At 69.1% G+C, this 18,629-nt stretch carries 15 protein-coding genes; 10 read left to right on the forward strand and 5 right to left on the reverse strand.

The features are described 5' to 3' along the window. Positions 1-434 precede the first annotated feature (434 nt). Positions 435-509, reverse strand: coding sequence for a 50S ribosomal protein bL37 (locus OVO38_RS12440; protein WP_095066802.1), 75 nt, complete (start codon positions 507-509; stop codon positions 435-437). 152 nt (positions 510-661) lie between these two features. Next, positions 662-925 carry a WhiB family transcriptional regulator gene (locus OVO38_RS02115; RefSeq protein WP_095278793.1) on the reverse strand — a complete coding sequence of 88 codons (264 nt, stop codon included), beginning with the start codon at positions 923-925 and terminating at the stop codon, positions 662-664. A gap of 511 nt (positions 926-1,436) precedes the next feature. Between OVO38_RS02115 and OVO38_RS02120 the strand changes: the two genes are divergently transcribed. Continuing rightward, on the forward strand, positions 1,437-1,937 hold the full coding sequence (locus OVO38_RS02120; protein WP_233125489.1) for a hypothetical protein: 501 nt from the start codon (positions 1,437-1,439) through the stop codon (positions 1,935-1,937). 21 nt (positions 1,938-1,958) lie between these two features. On the opposite strand, the gene OVO38_RS02125 is transcribed toward OVO38_RS02120, so the two are convergent. Both OVO38_RS02125 and OVO38_RS02130 read right to left on the reverse strand, forming a co-directional pair. Continuing rightward, entirely contained in the window at positions 1,959-3,164 is a 1,206-nt protein-coding gene (locus tag OVO38_RS02125; RefSeq protein ID WP_267207656.1) for a hypothetical protein, read from the reverse strand. After that, the gene (locus OVO38_RS02130; RefSeq protein ID WP_267207657.1) at positions 3,161-4,471 is read right to left on the reverse strand and encodes a DEAD/DEAH box helicase; all 1,311 of its coding nucleotides are present in this window, start codon (positions 4,469-4,471) and stop codon (positions 3,161-3,163) included. Before OVO38_RS02130 ends, OVO38_RS02125 begins: the two co-directional genes overlap by 4 nt. Before the next feature lie 96 nt (positions 4,472-4,567). Here OVO38_RS02130 and OVO38_RS02135 point away from each other — a divergent pair, with 96 nt between their 5' ends. Genes OVO38_RS02135 through OVO38_RS02175 form a run of 9 tightly spaced genes read left to right on the forward strand, consistent with a single transcriptional unit; the run spans position 4,568 to position 17,461 of the window. Beyond that, on the forward strand, positions 4,568-4,792 hold the full coding sequence (locus tag OVO38_RS02135) for a DUF3107 domain-containing protein (RefSeq protein WP_095278790.1): 225 nt from the start codon (positions 4,568-4,570) through the stop codon (positions 4,790-4,792). Positions 4,793-4,803: 11 nt separating this feature from the next. Continuing rightward, positions 4,804-5,847 (forward strand): DUF3152 domain-containing protein, encoded by a 1,044-nt coding sequence (locus tag OVO38_RS02140; RefSeq protein ID WP_267207658.1) that lies wholly within the window; start codon positions 4,804-4,806, stop codon positions 5,845-5,847. Between the two features lie 9 nt (positions 5,848-5,856). Then, positions 5,857-6,573, forward strand: coding sequence for a hypothetical protein (locus OVO38_RS02145; RefSeq protein ID WP_095536383.1), 717 nt, complete (start codon positions 5,857-5,859; stop codon positions 6,571-6,573). Between the two features lie 18 nt (positions 6,574-6,591). Further along, on the forward strand, positions 6,592-9,684 hold the full coding sequence (locus OVO38_RS02150; RefSeq protein WP_267207659.1) for an ATP-dependent DNA helicase: 3,093 nt from the start codon (positions 6,592-6,594) through the stop codon (positions 9,682-9,684). Position 9,685: 1 nt separating this feature from the next. Beyond that, the gene (locus OVO38_RS02155; RefSeq protein WP_267207671.1) at positions 9,686-13,021 is read left to right on the forward strand and encodes an ATP-dependent helicase; all 3,336 of its coding nucleotides are present in this window, start codon (positions 9,686-9,688) and stop codon (positions 13,019-13,021) included. 21 nt (positions 13,022-13,042) lie between these two features. After that, positions 13,043-14,146: a potassium channel family protein gene (locus OVO38_RS02160; protein WP_154880319.1), complete on the forward strand. Its 1,104-nt coding sequence runs from the start codon at positions 13,043-13,045 to the stop codon at positions 14,144-14,146. Between the two features lie 7 nt (positions 14,147-14,153). Next, the gene (locus OVO38_RS02165) at positions 14,154-14,888 is read left to right on the forward strand and encodes an NAD(+) diphosphatase (protein ID WP_267207660.1); all 735 of its coding nucleotides are present in this window, start codon (positions 14,154-14,156) and stop codon (positions 14,886-14,888) included. Between the two features lie 24 nt (positions 14,889-14,912). Continuing rightward, entirely contained in the window at positions 14,913-16,961 is a 2,049-nt protein-coding gene (locus OVO38_RS02170; RefSeq protein WP_095547509.1) for an ATP-dependent DNA helicase UvrD2, read from the forward strand. A gap of 5 nt (positions 16,962-16,966) precedes the next feature. Continuing rightward, complete coding sequence (locus OVO38_RS02175; protein ID WP_267207661.1) at positions 16,967-17,461, forward strand: M48 family metallopeptidase; 495 nt, start codon at positions 16,967-16,969, stop codon at positions 17,459-17,461. A gap of 3 nt (positions 17,462-17,464) precedes the next feature. On the opposite strand, the gene OVO38_RS02180 is transcribed toward OVO38_RS02175, so the two are convergent. After that, on the reverse strand, positions 17,465-18,580 hold the full coding sequence (locus tag OVO38_RS02180) for a PDZ domain-containing protein (protein WP_323746816.1): 1,116 nt from the start codon (positions 18,578-18,580) through the stop codon (positions 17,465-17,467). Positions 18,581-18,629 lie beyond the last annotated feature (49 nt).

Here is an 18,629-nt window from a genome sequence, read left to right on the forward strand (position 1 = left end):
ACGCCAGGGTTTCTCGTGCGCGGAGGCGGAGTTTTCCGGGTTCTGGGGGGACTTGAGTTTGGGTGCGGTGCGGCGTCTGTTGGTGGTGCGGCGTTTGCTGGTGCGGTGGCGCGCGGCCAGATGGAGCTAGCTCCGTTTGGGTGACGGGCTGCGCGTCGACCTGGGGGTTTGTTGGTGGTGCGCGGCCAGATGGAGCTAGCTCCGTTTGGATTGCGGGTTGGGAGCCTACCTGGGGTTTTGTTGGTGGCGGCGGGCCAGATGGAGCTAGCTTCGTTTGGCTCGTCACCGTGGGTGAAGCGGCCATCACCGGGTCAGGCGGCACGCCCGGACGCAGTTGCCAAGACAGGCGCCGATGTCACCGATCGACCCCGCGCATGACAACGCCCCCTCGCCGACATTGCGTGAAAGTCGGGGAGGGGGGCGCTGCGCTGTTCTTAAGAGTTAGGACGCTTGCCGCGGTTTGCACTCTTCTTGCGACGGTCCTTGCGCTTACGACCACGCTTGCTCATGGGAGCCTCCTTAGTTCTGTTCGGTTCTGGGCGATCAAAGTTCAGGTACTCCACTTTATCGCTCGGACGTGCCTACAGGGAAATTGTCCCTGCTTCACGGGGATGTACGCCCGGGCGACGCGATGCGTGATGCGGAGTGGGGGGAGTTCGCGTTACGCGGACAGGCGGGCGCGGTTGCGAGCCAGTGCCTTGTTGCGACGCTTGATGGCGCGGCGCTCCTCCTCGGACAGGCCGCCCCACACGCCTGCGTCCTGGCCGGTCTCCAGGGCCCACTTCAGGCACTGGGAGGTGACGGGGCAGCGGTTGCAGACCATCTTGGCCTGGGCGATCTGGGACAGAGCCGGGCCGGAGTTACCGACGGGGAAGAACAGTTCCGGGTCCTCGTCGCGGCAAATTGCTTCGTGGCGCCAATCCATGATGAAATACTCCTTACATAAGCGTTGAACAGGTTTCGCGCACACCACTTCTTCGCCTCTTCGCGGGAGGCGAGTTGCAAACTAAGTTTGATTCCAGGTTCCGGGCGGTGTTCCCTTCGGTGGGATCCGGCGGCCGGTTTCCCTGGCGTTAACCCTGTGGTGTCTTGGGGTTAAGGGCTGTGTTACCAGCCCGTTGTTTTTGCTACCTGAGAATAATGGCACGAATTGCCAATGTGCGCTAGGGGTAAAGGCTGAAATGTGACACTAATCATATGAATTTTTCCCCTCCGCGCAGTTCATATTGGGATTTCCAACGAATTTGGGAACGCATCATCAACGGTTTGAACTGCGGAAATGGGAATTTTCGCGCACGCACACGCGGGTGGGAAGGTCAAATCAAGAATCTGTGATTCCGCCCCGATTCTTCCGCGGTGGCTGTGACGGTGCTGCTACTGCACCCGGTGATGTCGCGGTGAAGTCGACCGCAAAGTGACGGTTAGACTAACAAGACGTGACTGAAAAGAAATCCCGCTCTCCTCGTCAACCACGCCCGCCAATGGACCTGGAAACGGCACGGCGTGCCTCCGCAGTGGTTCCGCCCATCATGCGGTTCGGCGCCGTCGTCGTCCTCGTCCAATGCCTCGCCATGTTTGTGTACGCGGGCAGCCTCCTTGTCGCCCAGGTCCGCGGGGTGCAGGACAGCTCGCTGGAGTCCGATTCCGCAGCGACGCACTTCGTCCCCCTCGGCACTGCGGTCTTCCTGCTCATCATCTTCGGCTTTGTCGCGTTCGTGGCCGTCCGCACGCTGCAGGGCCGGCCGCGCAGCACGGGCGCAATCGTCTTGATCCAGGCGATCCTCATCGGTGTCGCCTTCTATATGGTGACCGGCGGCGCGGTCGCCCTGGGCATCGTTACCGGCATCTCCGCCGCACTCGTGTTGTTCACCGTGTTCCACCCGCAGACGGCGCAGTACAACGAAGCCCGTTACGAGCTGCGCAAAGCAGAGCGCTAATCGACGCCCCGGTGCCCGCGACTACTCGGCGCTGAGCGCGACGATCTCGTCGCCGCGCTTTTCCACCACGGTGGCGCCCGCGGAGTCGATGGAGATCGGCCCGTTGTAGTCGCCGCGGTCCACGGGGATGATCTTCTCCACGGAGTTTTTGTCCCAGTTGATGACCGCGACACCGGAATCCGAGGCGTAGAGGAGGCGATCGTCGGCGGCAAAGCCGGTGCCCTTCGCGCCCTGGAACACGCCGGTGACGTTGAGCTCGGCGGGGTCCAGGAGCAGGAGGTAGTCGCCCACGTGGTACGTCATGTGGTGGGGGAGGTCGTGGACGGGGAGGATGCGGGTGGCGTCGTCAAGCGGCTCAGGCTCTGGCAGCTCCGGGACCTCCGAGACCTTGAGCTCCTTGCCGTCCTTGTTGTAGGAGCGTACTTCTGAAGACTGCGGGTCGTAGATCGCGGCGGCGTCCTGGGAGATACCGACGAGGTAGGCGCCCTCGGGGAGCTCGACGGAGCCGTTCATCTCCGGGGAGCGGGAGTCCTCCGGGGTGGCGTTTTGGAAGCGGAGGAACGTGCCGCCGTCGCACACCTCGGTGACGGCGAGGAGCTCGGTGCGGGTGAGCGCCGACGTGATCGGGCACTCGTTGGGCTGCATGTCGGGCTCCTGCGGGGCCTCGATGGTGCCGTACTCCACGGTGCGCACCAGGTCAGAGCGCCACAGCTCGACGTGCTGGGAACTGACGTACCCGACGCGGTCGTTGGAGGAGACGTTCGCCACCTGTTCGGGGCCTGGGGCGGAGCGTGTCGACGCGTACTCGCCGGTCTTCGCGTCAATCCCCACGACGTCGCCGCAGCCGCCATTGCCGCGGTAGTCCGCAACCACCTTGTCCCACGCTCCGGCGAGCGTGCACAGCTCTTTGTCGCGGGTATACGTCCAGGCGGTGTCGCCCTCCGGGGTGGTGGCGGTGATGGTGTGGTCGTTGTACGTGATGATGAGGCCGTTGACCACCAGCGGAGCCGAGTTGGGGGAGGAGTCGGGCAGGCGGAACGACTCGGTGAGCGACTCCGGCACGACCGCCAACTGGCCGTAGTCCTCCTGCTGCTCGGCAGCCGGGGTGAGCTCAGAGGAGCGAATCGGCGCGGTGAAGAACGCTGTGGCCAGGAGGCCTGCCGATACGGCGGTTATGACACCGGTGGCGATCAGATCGCCCCGGGTACGTCGCAACGGTCTATTCAACGCCGGTTCCTTCCCTGCTTTTTCTGGCTCTTTTCCGCTGGCCGTTTTGGCCGCGCCCCGAGAACTTTACGCGGGCGGCCCACGGTTGGTGCAGCCGAGTCCGGAATGTCCAGCGCCTCGAACAGTTCCGGGGAGGTGGAAAACCAGGTGGGCAGCTCCTTCTTGCCTAGCGAGAGCTCGGAATCGATGAGTTCCCACTTGTGTTGCTCGTCGAACCCGACCAGGGTGACCGCCGTGCCGGAGTGGCCGGCGCGCCCGGTGCGTCCGATGCGGTGGACGTACGTCATCGGGTCATCCGGGGTCTGGTAGTTCACCACGTGCGTGACGTCGTCGACGTCGATGCCCCGGGCCGCGACGTCTGTGGCCACGAGGATCTCCACCTCGCCGGTGCGGAACGCGTCGAGTGACTTCTGCCGCGCCTCCTGGCGAAGGTCACCGTGGACGGTGCCGACGGGGAAGCCGCGCTGCGCCAGGTCCTCGGCGACCTCGGCGGCGGTGCGCTTCGTCCGTGCGAAGATAATGGTGCGCCCGCGGTGCGGGGCCTGCAGGAGACGTGCGAGGACTTCCGGCTTGTCCATCCGGTGGGAGCGGAACACCACCTGTTTCGTGCTCGCATGGGTGGCCGACGCGTTCGGTGCCTCGGCGCGGATGTGCACGGGGGTGCGCATCATTGAGCGGGCGAGCGTGAGGATCGGCGCCGGCATCGTCGCGGAAAAGAGCATGGTTTGGATCTGTTGCGGCAGCGCCGACCAGAGCTTCTGGATGTCGGGAAGGAAGCCCATGTCCAGCATCTCGTCGGCCTCGTCGAGCACGAGGATGGCCACCTGGCTCAGCGAGAGGTCGCCGCGCTGCAGGAGGTCGAGCAGGCGTCCCGGGGTGCCGACGATGACGTCCACGCCGGCGTCGATAGCCGCGAGCTGCTCCTCGTACGGCGTGCCGCCGTAGATGGTGGCGACACGGACCGGGGTGTGTATGGAGGCGCGCTCGAGGTCCTCGCCGACCTGGGCGGCGAGCTCGCGCGTGGGCACGACGACGAGGGCGCGCGGCGTGCCGTCGAGTTCCGAAATCGCGGCGTCATCAAACACGCGGTCCAGCAGGGGGATGCCGAAGGCGTAGGTCTTGCCCATGCCGGTGCGGGCCTGCCCGATGAGGTCGCGCCCGTCGAGCGCGAGTGGGATGGCCAGCTCCTGGATGGAGAAGGTCCGCTCGATGCCCTGCTCTGCCAGCGCGTCGAGCAGCTCGGCGGCGACACCGAGTTCCTCGAATGTCGGGGCGGGGCGGTGTTCACTCTCAGCTGATCTAGGCACACGCTCATCTTAGCTTGGGGCCGTTACAATAGGGCCACCGCTTAACAACGAGCCGGTACAAGCAAAACTACTAGTGAAGGAACGTGACCCGCTTTTATGGACATCAAGTTTGGTCTGGCCGACACCGCGCGCGAACTCGTGATCAAGCTGCCGGAAGGGCAGGAGGACATCCTCAGCGTGGTTGAACAGGCGATTGAGTCCGGGCAGTCGACCCTGAAGGTGGTGGATGAGAAGGAGCGTACCTACCTCATCCGCACGGACCGGATCGCGTACGTGGAGCAGGGCTCGACCACCGCGCGCTCTGTCGGCTTCATGCGATAGATTGAGAGGTTATGACGACGAGGCAGAGCAACGCCGAGTGGCCCGACGCGAACGACCGGCGCGATGTGGACGCACCGGGTGCGGATGACGCAAACGCCAACGCGGAGGACTTCTTCGGTGAGTGGGATGGCGACGATGACGGCGGCGAAGGCCGCCTCGTCCGCTTTGCCCGCGAGTACGGGTGGCGTGCCTACGCAATCCCGGTCCTCGCGGTCCTGACGCTGCTCGTCGTAGTGAACATGTTCCAAAACCCGGGCTCTCCCGTGGTGGACGCTGCCGGTTCGGAGGGGCACTCCGAGCGCGGAATTGGCGCCGCAGGCCAGGATTCGAGCAGTGACGAGGGCGGCGTTGAGGGCGACGTCGAGCGCAAGCCCGCCGAACTGCCGGAGGGGGTGCAGAACGCGTTGGAGCTGCCGCCGGGTGGACCGATCGCGGAGGCCGGAGAGGGCACGTACCGCGAGGTGGGCGCGCCGGGCGCCAACGGGGGCAAGGGCGACGAGCTGACGCTGCGCTACGTCGTCGAGGTGGAAAACGGGGTGGATACCAACCCGTACGGCGGCGACCAAGCCGTCGCTGAAATGGTGGACGCGACGCTGCTGGATCCGCGCAGCTGGACCAACGACCCGCGCTTCCGCTTCGAGCACGTCTCCGGCGCTGACAACCCGGACGTGAAGATCCGCCTTACCTCCTTGAACACCGCTAAGGAGATGTGCGGCATGGAGCTGGACATGGAAACGAGTTGCCGGACCATGATCACGGGGGATGACACCGTGGTGCTCAATGAGGCCCGCTGGGTGCGCGGCGCAGCGCCGTTCGAGGGCGACCTGGGCCGCTACCGCCAGTACCTGATCAACCACGAGGTGGGGCACGCTCTTGGTTTCGCATCGCACGAGCCGTGCCCGGCGGATGGCGCCCTCGCGCCGGTGATGATGCAGCAGACCCTGAGCCTGAACAACGGCCAGCTGCACTCCTTTGACCCGGAAGAGGTCTACCCGGATAACCCGGACACGTGCCTGGCCAACCCGTGGCCCTACCCGCGCCCTGCGGCGAGCTAGGGGGGCGCCTTGATTCCGGAGCACGTACTTTCCGCCTTCCAGTTGGAGGGGCGCGGCACGCCGACCTCGCCCGCGTGGGACAACGGCCTGCGCTTCGGCCACGTTGTGGTGGCTCGCGCGACGCAGACCGCCGCCTGGTCGGGCAAGGTGCGCGACAAGCTGGGCGATTCGCTCGGCGGCGTCCGCTTCGCGCGACCGGTGCGCTCCACCGACGGCCGCCTCGTGGTCAACGGGTTTTGCGCCAACGAGTTCGCGCCAGGGGAGCCGGCCGCGCGCGTCGATGAGGCGATCGCTGCGGCGTTGCTTATCGACGCCCCACTGACCCAGTTCAACGCCCCACCCGCACCCCGCGACGATGCGTGGGCGGAGGCGGACCGCGCGGCATGGCGTGGCTTCGACCTGGACCCCGCGGAGAACCAGCTGGTCACCGCCCATATCGATTTCCTCGCCTGCTGCCTGTTTTCCGGCACGGATGCGCCGGTGGTGACGGAGCTGGTGCCCTCGGTGAGCCCGCGCCCCCGCGGGTATACCGCCGCGCTGACGATGGTGGACGGCCTGCTCGCCGGGGCGGTGGATGATGGCGTGGTGTCGCGCTGGGCGCACATCCCCGACGTGGGGTTCTTGGCTGAGCGGGCGCTCGAGTTCCGTGAAATCGCAGCCCGCACCGCGGGTGCGAACATAGGTTCGAGGGTTTCGTGGGTGCGTGAGGTCCTCGTGTCCGCCTAGCCTGGCAGACTAGGGCGCATGCCAACCCCACGCACCGAACCGATGACTCCCGCCGCGCGGATCCCCCGCGCGCGCCTTGTCCCGCGCCGCCGCACGACCACGCAGCGCTCGTGGCCCGTCACGCTTCCGGCGAGCGGGCTGTGGAAGGTCACCGGCGAGGCCGGCTCCGGCGTGTCCAGCTTCCTGGCGGATACGGCGGTGGCCGCGGCGCTTCGGCTGGCCGAGCAAGGCGGGGACGCCAGCGGCGTCGTCGTGGTCACGGACTCCAAGGAGGCGGCGGCCCGGCTGCGCGCAGAGATCTCCGACCGGCTCGCGCGCAGCGGGTTTGTCGCCAGCGAGCCGATGGTGCGCTCCGTCCATTCGCTCGCGTTCGCGGTGCTGCGGCAGCGCTTCGACGAGGAGATCCGCCTGATCTCCGGCGCCGAGCAGGACGCCGTGATCCGCGAGCTTCTTGCCGGCCAGGTGGAGGATGTACGCGGCACCTGGCCCGAGGAGCTGCGCCCCGCGATGGGCATGCTCGGCTTTGCCCGACAGCTGCGCGATGTGCTCCTGCGCGCGGTCGAGCGCGGGCTCACCGCTGACGAGCTGCGCGGACTCGGCGAGCGCTACGACGTGCCCATCTGGTGCGCTTCCGCCGACTTCCTGCGCGAGTACCAGCAGGTCATGGCGCTCACCCCGGCCACCAGGTTCTCCGCGTCCGAGCTGGTCAGCGAGGTCCTGCGCGGGGAGGTGCCTAGGTGGGACGCAGTGCTTGTCGACGATGCCCAGCACCTCGCCCCCGCCCCCGCCGAATTCGTGCGGCGGCTCCTTTCCGGCGCAGAACTCGGCGTGGTCGGGGGAGACGTCGCCCAGTCCATCTTCCACTTCCGCGGCGCCTCCCCGCGCTTCTTCCACGACCTGGGCGGTCTCGACCACCAGGTGATCGACCTGGGGGAGTCGCGCCGCGACCCCGAGCGGCGCGTGGCCGTCACGCGGAGCGACGCCGCCCAACACGCCACGGCGGCGGACGCCCTGCGCCGCGCGCACCTGGAGGACGGGGTGGCCTACCGGGACATGGCCGTCGTGGTGCGTTCCACGCCGATGCTGGAGCCGGTGCGCCGCGCGCTGCTGCACGCCGGGGTGCCGGTGATGCTCAACCCCACCGACGTGGTGCTCGGGGAGCAGCGCATCGTCGCGGCCCTGCTCACCGGCCTGCGCGCGCTAGACCAGGAGCTCACCCCCGCGCAGTGGCGCGACTTCCTGCTCGGCCCCGTCGGCGGCGCCGACCCCGTCACCCTGCGCCGCCTGTTGCGCGGCCTGCGCCGCTGGGAACCCGAGGTGCGCGCGGAGGAGAGTCTGCGCCGCCTGCTGCTCAGCCCTGCGGAGCTGCCGGACTTCGGCCCCGTGCTCACGGACCGCGAGCTCTCGATCCTCACGCGCGTGCGGCGGGTGCTCGACGCCGCCAGGCGCGCGCAGGCGGACGGCGGCAGCGTGGAGGAGGTGCTCTGGGCGCTCTGGCACGCGACCGGGCTGTCGGACCACCTGCTCGCGGTCGCCCTGCGTGGCGGGGCGAGCGGCTCGCAGGCGGACCGGGACTTGGACGCGGTCATGGCGCTTTTCGACGCCGCCGGCGACTTCACCGAGCGCCGCGCAGCAGCAGGAGTGGACTCGTTCGTGGCGGACATCGACGCGCAGGAGCTGCCGACGGGCGTGCGCGACCGCCGCAGCGCGGCGCCCGACGCGGTGGCGCTGCTCACCGCGCACGGCGTGGCGGGCCGCGAGTTCGCGCGCGTCATCGTGGCCGGCGTGCAGGAGAACTCGTGGCCGAGCCTGGGAGAAACCGGCTCGCTCTTCCGCCAGGAGGACCTCATGGACCTGCTGGACAACGGGGTTGAGCCGAACGTGCCGATCTCGCGGACGGCCGAGCGCCTGGCCGAGGAGCGCCGACTGTTCTGGGTGGCTGTCACACGCGCGACGGATCGCGTGCTCGTCACCGCGGTGGACGATCAGGACGGTGACGAGCTGATCGTCCCCTCGCGGTTCATCGAGGAGTACTGTCGCGACTTCGACATCGAGGCCCAGGACGTGGAGCTCGCCCGAGAGACCAGCGGGGTCGGGGGCGACGCGGAGCCGGAGGCGCGGGTGCGCCTGCTCGCCCGGGACGAGATCGTCGCGGAGCTGCGCCGGGCGCTCGCCTCGCCCGAGAGCAGCGAGGCGGTGCGGGAGCAGGCGGTGCGCCAGCTGGTGCGGCTGGGCCGAGCCGGTGTGCCCGGGGCTGATCCTGCGCAGTGGTGGGGGATCGGAGGGGCGTCGGTAAGCACTGCCCTGGCGGAGGCGACGACGCTGTCACCGTCGCGCATCGAGCGGCTACTGCAGTGCCCGATGCGCGAGGTGCTTGAGCGGATGGTTGGGCTGGATGACAACCTGGCGATGATTTACGGGTCGATGGCGCACGCGTACCTGGAGGCGCTGGGGCGCGACGTGGACGAGGCGGAGGCGCGCGCGACGGCCGTGGCGGCGCGGCGCGACGCCGAGGACGGGCCGGCGTGGAAGGCGGAGCGCGACGTGGCTGACTTCGAGGCGATGCTGGAGCGGACCGCGCAGTGGCTGGAGGAATCCAGAAGCGCGTTTACCCAGGTTGGGGTGGAGATCCCGGTGAGCGTGGACGTGGGCGATACGGTGCGCATCGCCGGGCGGCTGGACAGGCTTGAGCGCGAGGAGTCCGGGAAGGTCCACATCGTGGACCTGAAGACGGGCAGCGCGGTGCCAACGAACGCCGACACGGCCGAGAACATGCAGCTCGCCGCCTACCAGCTGGCGCTGTCGCGGGGGCGGATCGACGGGAACGCCGTCACCACCGCGCGCGACGGCGACGAGCCGCTGGAGGTGGGCGGGGCCGTGCTGGTCTACCCGAATGCGGACAAAACGAAGCGCGCCACCCGCGAGCAGGCGCCGAAAACGCCCGAGGAGCTGGACGCACTCACACAGTTGTTGGAGCCGCTGCCGGCGGCGCTGGCGGGGCCCGAGCTGCGCGCCGTGGCCGGGCCGCATTGTGAGCGCTGCGCGGTGCGCGCCCTGTGCCCAGTACAACCGGAAGGAGAGGTGGTCACCCGTGTCGCAGACGACGCCTGATATGTCACCAACCGTGCTCTCGCGGTACCTGCAGCAAAAGTTCCCGCCCACCGAGCAACAGGCCGACGTGATCGGCGCGGCACCGGGCCCGCTGCTGGTGGTCGCCGGCGCTGGGGCCGGAAAGACGGAGACCATGGCCGCGCGCGTGGTGTGGCTCGTGGCCAACGGCTACGCCCGCCCCGACGAGATCCTGGGCCTGACGTTTACCCGCAAGGCGGCGCAGGAGCTGGGCAAACGCATCCGCGACCGGCTCGGCACGCTGGCCGCCAACCAGGACCTGGTGCGCCGCCTGGACCCGGGCGGGCAGCTCGCGGACGCGCTGCAGGTCATCGCCCCGACCGTAGCTACGTACGACGCGTACGCCGGAGACCTCGTCCGCGAGTTTGGGCTGCTCGTGCCCGTGGAACCGGACTCGCGGCTCATCACCGCGGCGGAACTGTACGCCATCGCCACGGAGGTGGTCACCGACTACCCCGGACGCATCATTTCCGCCGACGGGCGCAACCCGTCCGTGTCCACCGTGGTGGACGGGCTGCTGGCGCTGATGACCTCCATGGGCAACGAGCTGACCACGCCCGACGAGGTAGACCAGGAGGCGGCGGCGTTCCTCGCGGAAACGGAGTCGCTGCCCTTGGCGCCGCGGGCGCGCACCGAATTCACCAAGAAGCTGCGCGGATGGCGCGCGACCCAGGAGGAACGCCGCGCATACCTGCCGCTGGCCCGGGCCCTGAACGAGGAGCTGCGGGCGCGCGGGGTGGTCACGTTTAATGAGCAGATGTCGGTCGCCGCCAAGCTGGCGCGCGACCACCAGGGCGTGGGCAAGGCGCAGCGCCAGCGCTTCCGCGTGGTCATGCTGGACGAGTACCAGGACACCTCGCACGCCCAGCGCGTGCTACTGCGCAACCTGTTCGGGCAGGGCGCGGACCCAGACCTCACCGTGACCGCCGTCGGCGACCCGATGCAGGCCATCTACGGCTGGCGCGGGGCCACCGCCGCCAACCTCCAGGCCTTCGTCCACGATTTCCCGGCCGCGGGCGGCGCACCCGCGCCGAAGAAGCAGCTGACCACGTCCTGGCGCAACCCGCCGGAGGTCCTCGCGCTGGCGAACAGCATCTCCGACGCGGTCCTCAGGCGCGGGGACAACCGCGCTGTCGCGCCGTTGGCGGCCCGCCCCGGGGCGCAAGCAGGCGAGGTCGCACTCGGCTTCTTTGCCACCAACAAGGAGGAACTCGCGTTCGTGGCGGACGATCTGGCCGCCCAATACGTACAGTGCGCGCGAGACAACGCACCGTTTTCCGCCGCCGTGCTGGTGCGCAAGAACCGGCACTCCGCCGAGATGGCGGAGGCGCTCGCGGAGCGCGGCGTGCCCTTCGAAATCGTCGGCGTGGGCGGGCTGCTGGACATCCCCGAAGTCGCCGACACCCTCGCGGTGGCCACGATGCTGGTGCGGCCCGCGGACTCGGCAGCCGCCCTGCGCATCCTCGGCGGCCCCGCCGTCGGCCTGGGCCTGGCGGACCTCGCCGCGCTGGCCTCGCGTGCGGTGAACCTGCGCGCGACCGGAGCCAGCGCCGGCGTCGACCCCAGCGGGCCCGAGCACGCGGACCCGCAGACCGCGCAGGAGCGGCTGGCGGCCCAGCTGGACGAGCTCGTGGCCCGCGCCGCGGAACTCAATGCGTCTACCGATCGCCCCGCAGGCCTCGCCGACGCGGTGGCGGACCTGGGCGAGCCCGAGCGATACAGCGAGGAAGGACTGCGCCGCTTGCAGGACCTGGCGGCTAAGCTCCGCTCCCTGCGCACCAACAGCCTGGGCAAACGCCTGCCTGACCTGTTCGCGGACATCATCGACGTCTTTGGCATCCGCACCGAGGTCCTGGCCCGCCAGGGGATGGGCAACACCGCAGGCACCGTCCACCTGGACAGTCTGCTCTCCGCGGTCGCCGCCTACCCCGGCACCAGCGTGGAGGGACTGCTGGACTATTTCGCGCTCGCCCGCGAGCACGAGGACGGCCTGGCACCCGGCAACGTGCCGACACGCACGGACCGGGTGCAGATCCTCACAGCGCACAAGGCGAAGGGGTTGGAGTGGGACACCGTCGCCGTCCTGCACGCAGACGCCAACACGTACGCGGCCAAGGCGGAGACATTCCTCACCTGGGTCCAGCGCGTGCCCGACGCGTCGTTTGGCAACCCCGAATACCTGCCGGACTTCGGTGAGGTGGAAAACCGCACCCAGTTTGAAAAGGCCGCCGACGCCTGGCTCAAGCTCGTCCGCGCGGGCCTGGCGGAAGAATCGGCGCGCCTGTTCTACGTCGCCGTGACCCGCGCGGAGCGCAAGCTCCTCATCACCGGATCGCGCCGCAAACCCGACGTGCGCCGCGACGCGAAGCCCTACGAGCACTTCGCCCCGCTGCGCCAGCTGGTCCCCGAGACGGTCGAGTGGGCCGAGGCAGCGGAGGCCGAGGAAACGCCCGCCGAGGACGCCCCGGCGCTTGTCGACGCCCCCGCCACCGGCACCTGGCCCGCCTACCAGCTCGCCCCGGGGGAGGTGGAGGCCGCGGGGTGGGTGCGTGGCGTCGAGAAGCTGCCCGAGCTCGCGGAGGGCGAACTCTTCTCGCTGTGGGAACGCGACGTCACCGCGCTCATCGAGGAACACGAACGGGCGAAGTCCCCGGACACGCTGGTGGTCATGCCCGCGGAGCTGACGGCCTCGGACGTCGTCGCGCTCAAGGCGGACGAGGAGCAGTTCGCGCGCCGGGCGCGCAGGCCGGTCCCGTTCAAGCCGAACACCTACGCCAAGCGCGGCACCGCGTTCCACGAATGGCTGGAAGAGTTCTACGGGCAGCGCCCGCTGCTCACGGAGGACGAGCTGCCCGGCGGCGACGAGGCGGAGGTGGACGCCGCGACGCTGCGCCGACTCAAGGACTCCTTCGAGCGCAGCGAGTGGGCCGCCCGGACCCCGGCCCACGTGGAATATCCGTTTGAGCTGGCCCTGGGTACCTCCGTGGTGCGCGGCCGGATGGACGCCGTGTTCCGGGATGCGGGCGGCGCAGGGTGGGTCGTCGTGGACTGGAAGACCGGCGAGAAGCCGAAGCCGACGCAGATGGAGGCAGCGAAACTGCAGTTGGCCGTCTACCAAGAAGCGTGGCGCAGGATCGCGGGCGATGGCGCCCCGGTGCGCGCGGTGTTCTTCTACGTGCGCACCGGCGAGACCTTCGCACCCGAGCACCTGCCGGGCGCGGACGAGCTGGAACAGCTCCTCGACGTTGACGGTGATAATGTTTCGGATTCGGAGACAATTCCGTCCACCGACCCTGCCGTACCTGCGGCGGAGCGATAGAGCAGAAGGGAGCCCGATTCGATGCAGCTGCGCTACCCCTTTGCCTGGCGCGACCGGGTCCGCGACGACGAGGAGCGCGACGACATCCCAGTCCATACGCTCCTGGACGTCATCAATATCCCGACCGCGGAGCGCACGACGCCGTGGGTGCTCATTGCCCGCCGCTTCGGCTACGCGGCGGTGCTGGTCCTGGCCATGGCGCTCATCGTGTACCTGGACTCGAACGGCTACTCCGAGCCGCTGACGTTTGTGGACGCCCTGTATTACTCGGCCGTGTCGCTGTCCACCACCGGCTACGGCGACATCACGCCGGTGACGCAAGGCGCGCGCCTGGTCAACATCTTCGTGGTCACCCCGGCCCGCGTCGCCTTCCTGATGCTCCTGGTCGGTACAACCCTGTCCGTGCTTACGGAGGACTCCCGTAAGACACTCCAAATTCAGCAGTGGAGGAGAACTGTGCGTAATCACACCATCGTCGTCGGCTACGGCACGAAGGGGCGCTCCGCAGTGGACGCCCTGCTCGCCGGTGACACCGCGCCCACCAGCATCGTCGTCATCGATTCGGACCCGGTCACCCTGGGCCAGGCGGAGAAGCGCGGCCTGGTCACCGTCCACGGCGACGCTACCAAGTCCGACGTGCTGCGCGTCGCCGGCATCACCCGCGCCCGCTCCGTCGTGGTGGCCCCGAGTTCGGACGACACCGCGGTCCTGGTCACGCTGTCCGTGCGCGAGCTCGCCCCCAGCGCCATGATCGTGGCCAGCGCCCGCGAGAGCGAAAACCAGCACCTGCTCATGCAGTCCGGCGCGGACTCAGTGGTGGTCTCCGCGGAAACGACGGGCCGCCTGCTGGGACTCGCCACCGTCACCCCGCCGGTGGTGGAGATGATGGAGGACCTGCTCAGCCCCGACGAGGGCTTTGCCGTGGCGGAGCGCCCCATCGCAGACGACGAGGTCGGCTCCAACCCGCGCCACCTCGCCGACATCGTGCTCGGCGTCGTCCGCTCCGGAGAGCTCTACCGCATGGACGTGCCCGAGGCGGAAACCGTCGAGCCGGGCGACCGCCTGCTCTACGTGCGCATGACCCAGCCGCAGGAGTCGCCCGAGGCACAGAAGCCGTCGGAGTAGCGCGCCCGTGCTCTTGCTTATCGACGCCACCTCGCACCTCCCCCTCACCGCCGAGGGCGCACCACTCCTGTTTCCGGAGCTTCCGGCGGGGATCGAGGTGACCACCCGGGTGCAGATCACGCCCGAGGTCACCGCCGCGCGGCTGCGCTCCGCCAGCGCCGCCGACCTCGCCCCGCGCACCGGCCACGCGCGCAGCCATGCGGACAACTACCTCGTCTCCCGGGCCGTGGGGCTGCTGGCTGCGCGGGAGCGTTACGCCTTCGACCCGACGGACGGCTCGCCGCTGACCTGGGGCGAGTCCGGGATCGTCGCTCGCGGCGCGTCCGGCACGCCGATCTTCCCGCGGATCGACCCGTGCGTGATCGGGGTCGTCGAGCACGCCGCCGGCGACCGCATCCTGCTGGGGGAAAACCGCCGCCGCCCGGGGTTCTTCACCTGCATCGCCGGCTACATGGACGTGGGCGAGAGCGCGGAGGACGCGTTCGCGCGCGAGGTCATGGAGGAGACGGGGCGGCGGGTCACCGACATCACGTATGTTGGGTCCCAGCCGTGGGCGCTGTCGGGCTCGCTGATGCTGGGCTTCCGCGCCCGCACCGTCAACGACGCCCAGGTGGGGGACACAGATGGAGAGCTCAGCCAGGTCATCTGGGCGACGCGCGAGGACCTGGGCGAGCTTACGCTCGCGCCCGAAGGCAGCATCGCCCGGCAGCTGATTGAGCGCTGGGCCGCAGGCGAGATCTAAGAGGGAAGGACAAAGGACACACCGATGGCAGTGGACTTGAGTTTGTTGGATGAGGACCAGCGCGTGGCAGCCACCGCTCCGCGTGGCCCGGTGTGCATCCTCGCGGGCGCCGGCACGGGCAAGACGCGCACCATCACGTACCGCATTGCCAACCTGGTGGACCAGGGGATCGTGGCGCCCACGAAGGTGTTGGCGGTGACGTTCACGCAACGCGCCGCGGGCGAGATGCGCGACCGCCTGCGCACCATGGGGGTGGGCGGGGTGCAGGCCCGCACCTTCCACGCTGCGGCGCGCCGTCAGCTGCAGTACTTCTGGCCGCAGATCGCCGGCGACCTGCCGTGGAAGCTGCTGGACAACAAGTTCCCGCTCGTTGGCCGCGCGGCGCGCTCCGCCGGGCTGGACTCCGGCAAGGAAATGGTGCGCGACCTCCTCGGCGAGATCGAGTGGGCGAAGTCCAGCGTCATCGGCCCGGACGACTACGCCGAGCGAGTCGCGGGCACGAAGCGCACCCCGCCCGCGGACGCGGCGAAGGTGGCCCAGGTCTACCGCGCCTACGAGGAGTCGAAGACGTCGCCGGACGGCATGCTGCTCGACTTCGATGACCTCTTGCTGCACGTCGCGGGCGCGCTGGAGAACGCGCCCGCGGTGGCGGAGGAGTTCCGCGCCCAGTACCAGTCCTTCGTGGTGGACGAGTATCAGGACGTCACGCCGCTGCAGCAGCGCGTCCTGGAGGGGTGGCTGGGCCAGCGCGACGACCTCACCGTCGTCGGCGACGCCAACCAGACCATTTACTCGTTTACCGGCGCGACCCCGGAATACTTGTTGAACTTTTCGCGGACGTACGAGCACGCGACCGTCGTGAAGCTGCAGCGCGACTACCGCTCGACCCCGGAGATCACGGACTTGGCCAACACCGTGATTGGGAAGGCGAAGGGGCGCGAGGCGGGCACCCGGCTCGAGCTGCAGGGCATGCGCGAGCACGGCCCGCAGCCCACGTTCACCGCGTACGATGACGAGCCGACCGAGGCGCGCGAGGTAGCCATCCAGATCAGGGAGCTTCTCGACGCCGGCGTGCCCGCCCGAGAAATCGCCGTCCTCTACCGCATCAACGCACAGTCGGCGGCGTTCGAAGCGGCGCTCGCGGACGCGGGCATCATGTACCAGGTCCGCGGCGGGGAGGGCTTCTTCCAGCGCGGCGAGATCCGCGAGGCGATCCGCGCACTCGTTGCTGCATCGCGCCGCGGCGACCTGCCGGACGATCCGGTGGCGGTGGCCCGCGCCGCCCTCGGCCCGCTGGGGCTGACGCCGACCGAGCCGGAGGGCGCGAAGGCGCGCGAGCGCTGGCAGACCCTCGGCGCGCTGGTGGACCTCATTGAGGAGATCGTGCGCAGCCGCGAGGCGGAGACCCTGCCGGAAGTGCTGATGTCGCTGCGCCGCCGCGCGGACGCGAAGCAGCCGCCGTCGGTGGACGGCGTCACGCTGGCCAGCCTGCACGCCGCGAAGGGCCTGGAGTGGGACGCGGTGTTCCTGATCGGTCTGGTGGAGAACACGCTGCCGATCTCGCACGCGATCAAAGCGGGCGATGACCAGGTTGAAGAGGAGCGCCGCCTGTTCTACGTCGGCGTGACGCGCGCCCGCGAGCACCTGCGCCTGTCCTGGTCCTTCGCCAGACAGGAGGGCGGGCGCAAGTCGCGCAGCCGCTCGCGCTTCCTCGACGGCATCGCCCCCGAGCTGGAGGTGGAGAAGGCCCCCGAGCGGCTGAAGCGCAACCGTCGCTGCCGCGTGTGCAACAACCTGCTGTTCACCCCCGCGGAGAAGACGCTGGGACGCCACGAGGACTGCGAGCCCAGCTACGACGAAGCCGTCTTCGGCGCCCTCAAGCGCTGGCGTAGGGACCAGGCGCGCGAGGCCGGCAAGCCCGCCTACATCGTGTTCACGGACGCCACGCTGCTGTCTATCGCGGAGGCCATGCCCGCCGACGAGCACGAGCTCCTCGGCATCTCCGGCGTCGGCCCCGCCAAGATTGAGCAGTACGGCCAGGGCGTGCTGGACACGCTCGCGGAGTTCCGGTGACGCGCGTGAGCGAGCAGCCCTACCGCGTCATCCGCTCGGCCCGCCGCACCCGGTCTGTGCAGGCACGCCTGGTCGGCGGCGTCGTGGAGATCCGAATCCCCGCGCGTTTTTCTCAGGCGCAAGAGGCCCAGACCGTGGAGGAGATGCTCGCGCGCGTCGCGAAGAAGACGCAGGCGAGCGCGCTTAACGACGCCAACCTCACCGCCCGCGCCACGCAGCTGAACGACACCGTGCTCGACGGCCGCGCCCGCGTCGGCTCCATCCGCTGGGTGGACAACCAGCAGACGCGCTGGGGGTCGTGCACCACGACCACCGGCGACATCCGGATCAGCTCCCGGCTCAAGGGCGTCCCGGACTACGTGCTCGACGCCGTGATCGTCCACGAGCTGGTGCACACGTTTATCGCCGGGCACTCCGCCGAGTTCTGGGAGTGGGCGGACCGGGCGCCGCGGGCGGAGCGGGCGAAGGGCTACTTGGAGGCCTACCAGCGCTTCGGGTGAGCGCTACTCACCGCAGCCGTGGACTTCCTTGCCCGCGGCGAAGTTGTCCATGGCGGTGACGGCGTCTTGCAGTGAGCCCACGCTCGCCACGGTCATGTCGCCGGGGTCGACGGTGCGGACCGCGTCGCAGTTGCCCTCCGGGGCGAGGAACAGCTCGACGTGCTGGTCGCGCGCTGCGGCGAGCTTGTGCTGGATCCCGCCGATCGGGCCGACCTCGCCGTCCTCCGCGATGGTGCCGGTGCCGGCGACGAACTTGCCGTGGTTGAGCTCGCCGGGGCTCAGTTTGTCTATCACGGCCAGCGAGAAGATCATGCCGGCGCTGGGGCCGCCGACGTCGTTGAGGTTGTAGTTGACCGTCACGTCGCCGCCAGGCTCCGAGGTCATGAGGATGCCTACCATCGGGGTGCCCTTGTCCTCGGGGCTCTCGCCGAGGCGGACGCGGACGTCCATCGGGGCGCGGTCACGCTCGATGCTCACGGTGATCTCGTCGCCGGGGGAGTGGGCGTGAACCTTTTCCTGCACCTCGCTGGGCTCGGTGACGGGGGTACCGTCGATGCGGGTGATCACGTCCTCTGCTTCCAGCACACCGGACGCGGGGGAGTCATCCACTAGGTCGTGGATCAGCACGCGGGTCGGTTTGCCCAGGTAGCGCATGGCGGCCACAGTCGCGTTGCCCTCCGAAGCGGCGAACTCGGCCTGGTTGTATTGGCGCATCTGCTCCTCGTCCACGTCAGGCGGGATGATCTGCTCCACCGGCACGATCGTGTCGTCTGTGCCGATCCACCGGCCGACCGCCTGCGCGAGCGACATGTTGGTGCGCACGGACACGGTGGTCATGTTGAGGTTGCCCGAGACGGGGTCCGTCTCAGTGCCCTCGATGTCAATCACCGGCTCTCCCTCGACCTCACCGAGGGTATTGAACATCGGGCCGGGGCCCTCCGCCGCGTACGGCACGGCCAGGGAAATGTTGGTGCCGGGGACGTGGTTGATGGACATCATGACGGCGAGTGCTGCCACGGGGATCGCTCCCCACACCACGGTTGACCACCGCCTGCTGTGAGTGGTTTCCTGCGCGGATGCGTCCGCCTGGGGCTGCGCCCCGTCTTCCTGTTCTTCCACGCAGCGCATCTTAGCGCAGCCGTCATCGATCACCGTGTTCGCTCTCAGC

Origin of the sequence: Corynebacterium sp. Marseille-P8863, from assembly GCF_946902955.1 — a bacterium.
Classification (GTDB): Bacteria; Actinomycetota; Actinomycetes; order Mycobacteriales; family Mycobacteriaceae; genus Corynebacterium; species Corynebacterium gottingense.